The sequence below is a fragment of the Pseudomonas sp. HPB0071 genome (assembly GCF_000478505.2).
GTDB classification, from domain to species: Bacteria; Pseudomonadota; Gammaproteobacteria; order Pseudomonadales; family Pseudomonadaceae; genus Chryseomonas; species Chryseomonas luteola.
This window is the reverse complement of sequence record NZ_KI517374.1, coordinates 1-7,292: the sequence shown is the minus strand read 5'-3', so window position 1 is coordinate 7,292 and position 7,292 is coordinate 1. Positions and strand designations below refer to the sequence as shown.

General features: G+C 60.9%; 12 protein-coding genes and 1 pseudogene. All 13 read left to right on the top strand.

What is annotated here, in order from left to right; all coding sequences use genetic code 11:
- The first annotated feature begins 191 nt into the window (after positions 1–191).
- On the top strand, positions 192–1,034 hold the full coding sequence (locus tag HMPREF1487_RS26180) for a GPO family capsid scaffolding protein (RefSeq protein ID WP_010799815.1): 843 nt from the start codon (positions 192–194) through the stop codon (positions 1,032–1,034).
- Between the two features lie 27 nt (positions 1,035–1,061).
- Entirely contained in the window at positions 1,062–2,072 is a 1,011-nt protein-coding gene (locus tag HMPREF1487_RS26175; RefSeq protein WP_010799814.1) for a phage major capsid protein, P2 family, read from the top strand.
- Between the two features lie 3 nt (positions 2,073–2,075).
- Positions 2,076–2,774 (top strand): phage terminase small subunit, encoded by a 699-nt coding sequence (locus HMPREF1487_RS26170; protein WP_010799813.1) that lies wholly within the window; start codon positions 2,076–2,078, stop codon positions 2,772–2,774.
- Positions 2,775–2,875: 101 nt separating this feature from the next.
- Entirely contained in the window at positions 2,876–3,337 is a 462-nt protein-coding gene (locus tag HMPREF1487_RS26165; RefSeq protein WP_010799812.1) for a head completion/stabilization protein, read from the top strand.
- Positions 3,337–3,558 carry a tail protein X gene (locus HMPREF1487_RS26160; RefSeq protein ID WP_010799811.1) on the top strand — a complete coding sequence of 74 codons (222 nt, stop codon included), beginning with the start codon at positions 3,337–3,339 and terminating at the stop codon, positions 3,556–3,558. The genes HMPREF1487_RS26165 and HMPREF1487_RS26160 overlap by 1 nt, the downstream gene beginning before the upstream one ends.
- 5 nt (positions 3,559–3,563) lie before the next feature.
- Positions 3,564–3,905 carry a phage holin, lambda family gene (locus HMPREF1487_RS26155; RefSeq protein ID WP_010799810.1) on the top strand — a complete coding sequence of 114 codons (342 nt, stop codon included), beginning with the start codon at positions 3,564–3,566 and terminating at the stop codon, positions 3,903–3,905.
- Positions 3,902–4,714 (top strand): N-acetylmuramidase domain-containing protein, encoded by an 813-nt coding sequence (locus HMPREF1487_RS26150; protein ID WP_010799809.1) that lies wholly within the window; start codon positions 3,902–3,904, stop codon positions 4,712–4,714. Before HMPREF1487_RS26155 ends, HMPREF1487_RS26150 begins: the two co-directional genes overlap by 4 nt.
- On the top strand, positions 4,711–4,938 hold the full coding sequence (locus HMPREF1487_RS26145) for a hypothetical protein (protein WP_010799808.1): 228 nt from the start codon (positions 4,711–4,713) through the stop codon (positions 4,936–4,938). Before HMPREF1487_RS26150 ends, HMPREF1487_RS26145 begins: the two co-directional genes overlap by 4 nt.
- 133 nt (positions 4,939–5,071) lie before the next feature.
- A pseudogene (locus HMPREF1487_RS28225) lies at positions 5,072–5,431 on the top strand (LysB family phage lysis regulatory protein); the annotation flags it as partial.
- On the top strand, positions 5,325–5,618 hold the full coding sequence (gene lysC / locus HMPREF1487_RS27830) for an Rz1-like lysis system protein LysC (RefSeq protein WP_371106411.1): 294 nt from the start codon (positions 5,325–5,327) through the stop codon (positions 5,616–5,618). The pseudogene HMPREF1487_RS28225 and the gene lysC, both read left to right, overlap by 107 nt.
- The gene (locus HMPREF1487_RS26135; RefSeq protein ID WP_010799804.1) at positions 5,611–6,144 is read left to right on the top strand and encodes a phage tail protein; all 534 of its coding nucleotides are present in this window, start codon (positions 5,611–5,613) and stop codon (positions 6,142–6,144) included. The genes lysC and HMPREF1487_RS26135 overlap by 8 nt, the downstream gene beginning before the upstream one ends.
- Positions 6,141–6,593: a phage virion morphogenesis protein gene (locus tag HMPREF1487_RS26130; protein ID WP_010799803.1), complete on the top strand. Its 453-nt coding sequence runs from the start codon at positions 6,141–6,143 to the stop codon at positions 6,591–6,593. The genes HMPREF1487_RS26135 and HMPREF1487_RS26130 overlap by 4 nt, the downstream gene beginning before the upstream one ends.
- Positions 6,594–6,654: 61 nt before the next feature.
- Positions 6,655–7,248, top strand: coding sequence for a phage baseplate assembly protein V (locus tag HMPREF1487_RS26125; RefSeq protein ID WP_010799802.1), 594 nt, complete (start codon positions 6,655–6,657; stop codon positions 7,246–7,248).
- Positions 7,249–7,292: the final 44 nt, after the last annotated feature.

The following is a 7,292-nucleotide window of genomic DNA, read 5'->3' as shown; positions in this document are numbered from 1 at the left end:
GGCTTCGTTCATGACAGGACTGGCTGTGTTTGATGGCCGTCAGTCTGCCGCCTCGATCCTCATCTGCTTAGCACCGCATCTTGTAAACGGCCGATCTACAACCTCGGCTCGTTGCCGCACGTCCCCCACAAAACGACCATGCCCTCACTGCCACCGCACCCCGCGATCCCCCGCATTGAGGACCTCACGGCATGAGCACTAAAAAGAAATTCCGTTCCAAGCAGTTCCGTGTCGCCGTCGAAGGCGCAACCACGGACGGCCGCACCATCGAGCGCAGCTGGATTGAGCAGATGGCCGCCAATTACGACCCCAAGGTCTACGGCGCGCGCATCTGGATGGAGCACTTCCGCAGCACTCTGGCTGATTCCCCCTTCCGCGCTTATGGAGATGTCTTGGCCTTATCTACCCAGGAAGTCGAGATCAATGGCGAGAAAAAGCTGGCCCTGTTTGCCCAGATCGAGCCTACCGACGACCTGGTGAACATGGTCAATAACTTAAAGCAAAAGGTGTACACCTCCATCGAGGTCAACGAGAAGTTTGGCTCCAGCGGCCAAGCGTATCTGGTGGGTCTGGCTGTGACTGACAGCCCAGCCAGCATCGGCACCGAGATGCTGACCTTTGCTGCGCAAAACCCTGAAGCCAGCCCCCTGAAAGCCCGCAAACAATCCCCGGACAACCTGTTCACCGCCTGCGAAGAAACCTGCATCGAGCTGGAAGAAGTGCAGGAAAAAACCGGTCTGGGCGCTGCGCTGTTTACGCGCATCCAGGACATGTTCAAGAGCAAGCAGGCCGAGGACAACCAGGCGTTTGCCCAGTTTGGCGAAGCCGTGGTCGAGCTGGCCGGCCACGTCCGTGACCAAGGCGAAGACCTTGCCAAAGTGCAGACCCAACAGGGTGAATTCAGCACAAGCCTGGACGCGCTACAGGCTCGATTCAACGAGCTGACCGACACCCTTGGCAAAACCGCCGACCACAGCCAGCAGCAGCGTCCGCCGGCCACCGGCAGCGCTGGCCAGATCCTCACCGCTTACTAAAACCCGCCGCATCTCTGGGAGAACCCCATGCGCAACGAAACACGTGCTCTATTCAATGGTTACCTGGACCAGGTGGCCAAGCTCAATGGCATTACTTCGGCCATTGTGAAATTCAACGTCGCGCCCAGCGTTCAGCAGAAACTGGAAACTGCGATTCAGGAATCCAGTGCGCTGCTGCAAAAGATCAACGTTATCACCGTCACCGAGCAGGAAGGTGAGTCCATTCTGCTGGGCGTGAATGGCCCCATTGCTGGCCGTACCAATACGGCCGGTGGAAACCGCCGTAATCCGGCCGACCGCAGCGCGCTCAACAAGGACAGCTATAGCTGCAAGCAGACCAACTTTGACAGTGCCTTTCCCTATCCGTTGATCGATGCCTGGGCCAAGTTTCCAGACTTCCAGGTGCGCCTGTCCAAGGCCATCACGGATCGCCAGGCCCTTGACCGTCTTATGATCGGCTTCAATGGCATCAGCGCCGCTGCTGCGACTGATATCGCTGCCAATCCGCTCCTGCAGGACGTGAACAAGGGCTGGCTCCAGAAGATCCGCGAAGGTGCAGCCGACCGCGTAATGGACGAGGTGGTCGAAGGCTCGAAAAAAGTCACCATCGGCGCAACCGGCGACTACAAGAGCCTGAATGGCCTGGTCTATGACCTGGTGCAGCTCTTGGATCCGTGGCACCGCAGCCGTCCGGACCTGGTCGTCCTGGTCTCCCGCGATCTGATGCACGACAAGCTGCTCTCGGCCGTCGAGAAGGGCGCAGCTTCCAATGTGGAAGAAAACGCTGCTAACGAGATCCTGAGCAAGGCCCGCCTGGGTGGCCTGCCGGTAGTCGATGCACCGTTCTTCCCTGGCAAAACCGTGTTCATCACCACGCTGGCCAACCTGTCGATCTACGTACAGGAAGGCGGCCGCCGCCGTTACCTGAAAGACGAGCCCGAGTACGACCGCATCGCGGACTACCAGTCCTCGAACGATGCCTATGTGATTGAAGACTTAGGTCTGGTCGCGCTGGCTGAAAACATCGAGGCGGTGTAACCCATGCTGACCCACGCCCAACGCATGCAGCTGCGTAAACGCGCAGCTAAGGAGGCCGCCGAGGCCTCACCGCATGGCTCCATGGAAGGGGCCACCCGTTATGAGCTGCAGCTGGCCAAGCTGCTCCAGGACCGTCTGCGCCTAAAGCAGATCCAGTCCACTCTGGGCAAGGCCGAACTCAAGCGGCAGCTCCTGCCGGAGTACGCCGACTATGTGGCCGGCGTTTTATCAGCCGGGCAGGGTGCCCAGGATGAGGTGCTGACCACGGTCATGATCTGGCGTATCGATGCCGGCGACTTTGCCGGTGCGCTGGACATCGCGGCCTATGTGTTGGGCAAGGGACTTGTCATGCCGGATCGCTTCGCCCGTACCACCGGCTGCCTGGTGGCTGAAGAAGTCGCTACCGCTGCGCTCAATGCGCAAAAGACCGGCGACACCTTCGACCTGGACATCCTGAAGCGTACCGCCGAACTCACGGCCGAGCAGGACATGCCTGACGAGGCCAGGGCCAAGCTGTACCTGGCCATTGGCAAGGCCGAGCTGCAGGGCATCGATGACGACAAGGCTGGCCAGCCTGGCCAGCTCCAGGCGGCCATCGAATCCCTGCAAAAGGCCATCGGCCTGCATGACCGCTGCGGCGGCAAAAAGGATCTGGAGCGCGCCGAGCGCCTCCTGAAGAAACACGCCGGAACCCCCGGCTAAACAGGCGTCCCACGCACCCCGCCGGCTCGGCGCGGATCGAAAAGGCCTGGCCTTGTTTCGTGAAGCGCCGACCACCGGCGATCTCTTTCTAAGGCGGCACCATGAGCGGTTTTATAGCAGTAGCCCAGGCCTCCGAACTCACCGTGATCAATGACGGCTGGTGGCCTGACATCGATGCCGGCCAGCTGCGGGCAGCCCAGCGGATCGACTCAAGCGTCACCGATACCCGTCTGCAGGTGGCTATTACCGGCGCAATGATTTCTGCCAACCGCGACCTGGTCGCGTTCAAGGCGCGTAATACCGTGCTCGGTTATACCTCGCTGGCTGAGGTCCCATCGGATCAACTCAACGGAATCAGCCTCCTGCTGCAGCTCTACAACCGCGCCGTGTCGTGCCTGGCCTGCTCGGAACTCTACGAGCGTTACCGCAGCTATGACACCACCAAGGCAGGAAGCCAGAACGCTGACGAACTCACCCCCAGCATTGATGAGTACCGCCGCGATGCCCGCTGGGCCATCCGCGACCTGCTCGGCCTGGGCCGCAGCACGGTGGAGCTTATCTGATGGCCACCACCGTCCGTGCGCAGCAAAACGACACCCTCGACCGACTCTGCTGGAGGCACTACGGCGCAACCGCCGGCGTCACCGAGCAGGTCCTGGAGGCCAATCCGGGCCTCGCCGAGTTAGGGCCTGTCTTGCCGATCGGGCACCCCGTCACCCTGCCAGACGTATCCACCACAGCCGCTGAAGCCCAAGAGGCGCAGCAGGTGAACCTCTGGGATTGATCACCATGAACAACGAGAAGCCCACCATGCCTCCCGAGAATTTTGATATCTACGCCTGGCTGATCGCCCGGCTGCAAGCCGAGTGGAGCACGATCTATGCAGGCCTTCTGGGCTGCTCGGTTGCCGCTCTGCGCGTCCTTTACGGTGGCGGAAGCTTTCGCCAGGTCCTGCTGGAGGCCCCGCTGTGCGGAGCCATTAGCCTGGCCACCAGCTCCGGCCTGGACTTCTTTGGTATTGCCCAGAGCGCTGCGCCGTTCTTTGGCGGCGTTATTGGCCTGCTGGGTGTAGAAGGCGTCCGCCGCCTGGCTGACCGCTACCTGAGCAAAAAGGTGGAGGACGCACAATGACCGCTACCTTGAAGCACGGCGACAAGGGCCAGCCTGTTACCGACCTGCAAAACCTGCTGAACAAGAACGGCGCGCAGCTGCGCCTGGATGGCCTGTACGGTGACGACACTGAAAAGGCCGTTAAGGCCTATCAGGCCAAAGTTGGTTTGGTGGCCGATGGCATTGCCGGCCCCAAGACCCAGGCGCGTCTATTGGGCATTAACGATGGCAAGCACCTGCAGCACAGCGATCTGGTCAAGGCAGCAGGTCAACTTGAGGTATCGCTGGCCAGCGTCTACGCCATCAACGAAGTGGAAAGCCAGGGCCAGGGTTTCCTGCCTAACGGTAAGGCCAAAATCTTATTTGAACGGCACGTCTTCCGCGAGCGCCTCGAGGCGGCTGGTCATGATATCGGCAAGCTTGAGGCTCAGTATCCCAACCTGGTCAACGCCACAGCCGGTGGCTACGCCGGCGGCACGGCCGAATGGCAGCGCCTGGCCCTGGCCCGGCAGATCGATGAGACCGCTGCGCTGGAGTCCGCCTCCTGGGGCGCGTTCCAGATCATGGGCTATCACTGGCAACGCCTGGGCTATGAATCCGTCCAGGCCTTTGTGGCGGCGATGAGCGAAAGCGAAGGGCAACAGCTCGAGGCCTTTGTGCGTTTCATCCTGGCCGATTCCGCTCTGCATAACGCGCTCAAGGCGCGCAAATGGGCCAAGGTGGCCGAGTTATACAACGGCCCGGCCTACAAGCGAAACCTCTACGACATCAAGCTCGCCCGCGCCTATGAGCGTCACGCTACCGAGGATCTGGCCAAGGAGGCCGCATGATCGACGTCAACCAGATCCGCCGGCTACGGCCGCAGGATGGCGATGTGTTTGTGTTTTCGGCAGACACACCGTTCGAGACGGCCAATGAGTTTGGTGAGGCCTTGCACTTGGCCCTGCCTGGGATCAAGTGCCTGGTCGTCCAGGGCGAGCTGGAGCCGCTCGACCGCGCGATGCTTTCTACCGAGCACGCGGATTCTTCCTGGTTAGGGTGGGCGCACGCATGAAGATCTCCATCTTTATCAGCGCTCGGTACGCCCGGATTTTGGTCAAATTACTATGGCTTAACCTTGGTTTGACAGGGCTGCAGGTTGCCCTCGATCTCTTGGATGTCTATCTGGGGCTGGGCTGTGACGCATTATGAGCATGCTCAAACAACTCGGCTATGGCCTGGCCCTGCTCGTTGCCGTGACTGGATTTCTCTGGACCCAGCACCTGCGCCTGGAGACGGCCGAGGCCGCCCAGGCCAGTGCCGAGAGCCGAGCCACCCAGGCCGAGCAGGACAGCCTGAGCCGGCAACAGACCATCGACACCCTTACCCATACGCTGCAGGGCGAGCGAGACGCCCAAAGGCATCTGCAAACCGTCCAGGCCGACCTGCGCCGCGAGATCGATGTACGCAAGGCCCGACTCAAGGAACTGGAAGATGAAAACCAAGCGTTTAAAGACTGGGCTGCTGAGCAGTTGCCTGGTGTTGCTCGCCAGCTGCGGCAGCGTCCCGCCCTCACCGGCGCCGCAGCTTATGGTCAGTGGTTGTCCGGTAGTGACCCGCTGCACCCTGTCCCAAACCAGCCCAACCCGTAATGGCGAGCTACTCGAAGACATGGATACTATCGAGCACGACTGGGCTGTCTGCGCCGCCAAGGTCGACATGATCGTTGATCACCAGGAAGGCCAGCATGAATAAGCCGGAAAGCCTGCGTGCTCACCTGATGGCCGCCGTGCCCGAACTCAGGCACAACCCCGACCGGCTGCTGATCTTTATCGACCAGGGCAAGGTGCGCTGCACCGCCGCTAAGAGCCTGTCCTTTGAGTACGGCTATAACCTGCAGATCATCCTGACCGATTTTGCCGGCCACCCGGATGCCGTCATGCTGCCGCTGCTGGCTTGGGTACGGACCAATCAGTCGGAGCTACTGGCCAACCTGGAGAAGTCAGCCGAGGGCATCCAGTTCGAGGTGGATATTCTGGACCATAGCAAGGTGGATATGGCGATTACCCTGCCATTGACCGAGCGGGTCATTGTGAAAAAACAGGATAACGGCACCTATTCCATCGAGCATGCCGGCGAGCCGCAGTACACCGAGGCTGAGGCGGCCGGTAATTACCAGGTGTATGCCGGCGGTGAACTCTTGGCCGAATGGCAGACACCAGACGGCAGTGAAACCCTGGCTCTGGAAACACCCATGCCCAAGCGGAGCAGCCAGCCATGAGTGACGATCTGACCGCACTAGAAACCTGGCTCAATCCCCTGCTGGCCAAGCTCGAGCCGCAGGAGCGGACCAAACTGGCCAGGGAGGCGGCGCGTGAGATCCGCAAGAACCAAACCAAGCGCATCACCGCGCAAAAGAATCCGGATGGCTCCGCCTTTGAGAAGCGTAAGCCGCGTGACTTACGCGGTAAGCAGGGCCGGATCAAAAAGAAGATGTTTCAGAAGCTAAAGATGGCTCGCTACCTGAAAGCCCAAGGCAGCGAGCAGGCCGTAACGGTCGGCTTCACCGGCCGGATCGCTCGGATCGCCAGAGTACACCAGTACGGCTTAAAGGATCGAGCCGAGCGCGGTGCGCCGGATGTGCGTTATGCCAAACGTGAGCTGCTGGGCTTGTCTGAGGATGATCTGGAAATCATACGCGGTGCTTTGCTTGATCACCTTGTCTTGTAAAACCGCTTTCTACAACCTCCGCTAGCTGCACGCCTCGCTCGTCCCTCTCATCCTTGGCGGCATGAATGAATACGCCGCCCTTTCCCGCCTGATCGAGAACCTGATCCGCCTTGGAACCGTTTCCGAGGTGGACTATGGCAGTCTCGAAAACAACCGACCTCCACGCCTGCGCGTCCAGAGTGGCGAGCTGCTGACCGGCTGGCTGCCCTGGTTCGCTCTGCGCGCCGGGGCCGATAGGACCTGGGATCCGCCCACGGTAGGTGAGCAGGTCGTCCTGTTCAGCCCCTCCGGACTAACCGAGCAAGGCATTGCCTTAACTGGCCTGTGCAGCCTGCAGTATCCGGCCAACGCCGACCGCGCCGGCCTACACCGCCGCACCTATGCAGACGGCGCAGTGATCGAGTACGACAGTGTCGCGCACCGCTTGCGGGCCATCCTGCCGGAAGCAGGCATTACCGACCTGACCAGCCCCGGCGGCATCAACATCATCGGCCCGATCAACCACCAGGGCGACTACACCCAGACCGGCAATCAAAACGTGACCGGCACGGTGACCGTTTCCAAGGACGTTATCGCGGCCGGCATCAGTCTGGTTAAGCACCCGCACGGCAATGTCGAGCCTGGCTCCGGACAGTCGGGAGCGCCGCTCAAATGAACCGCAGCACGGGCCTCTCCCTGACCGACCTCGAGCACCTGCAA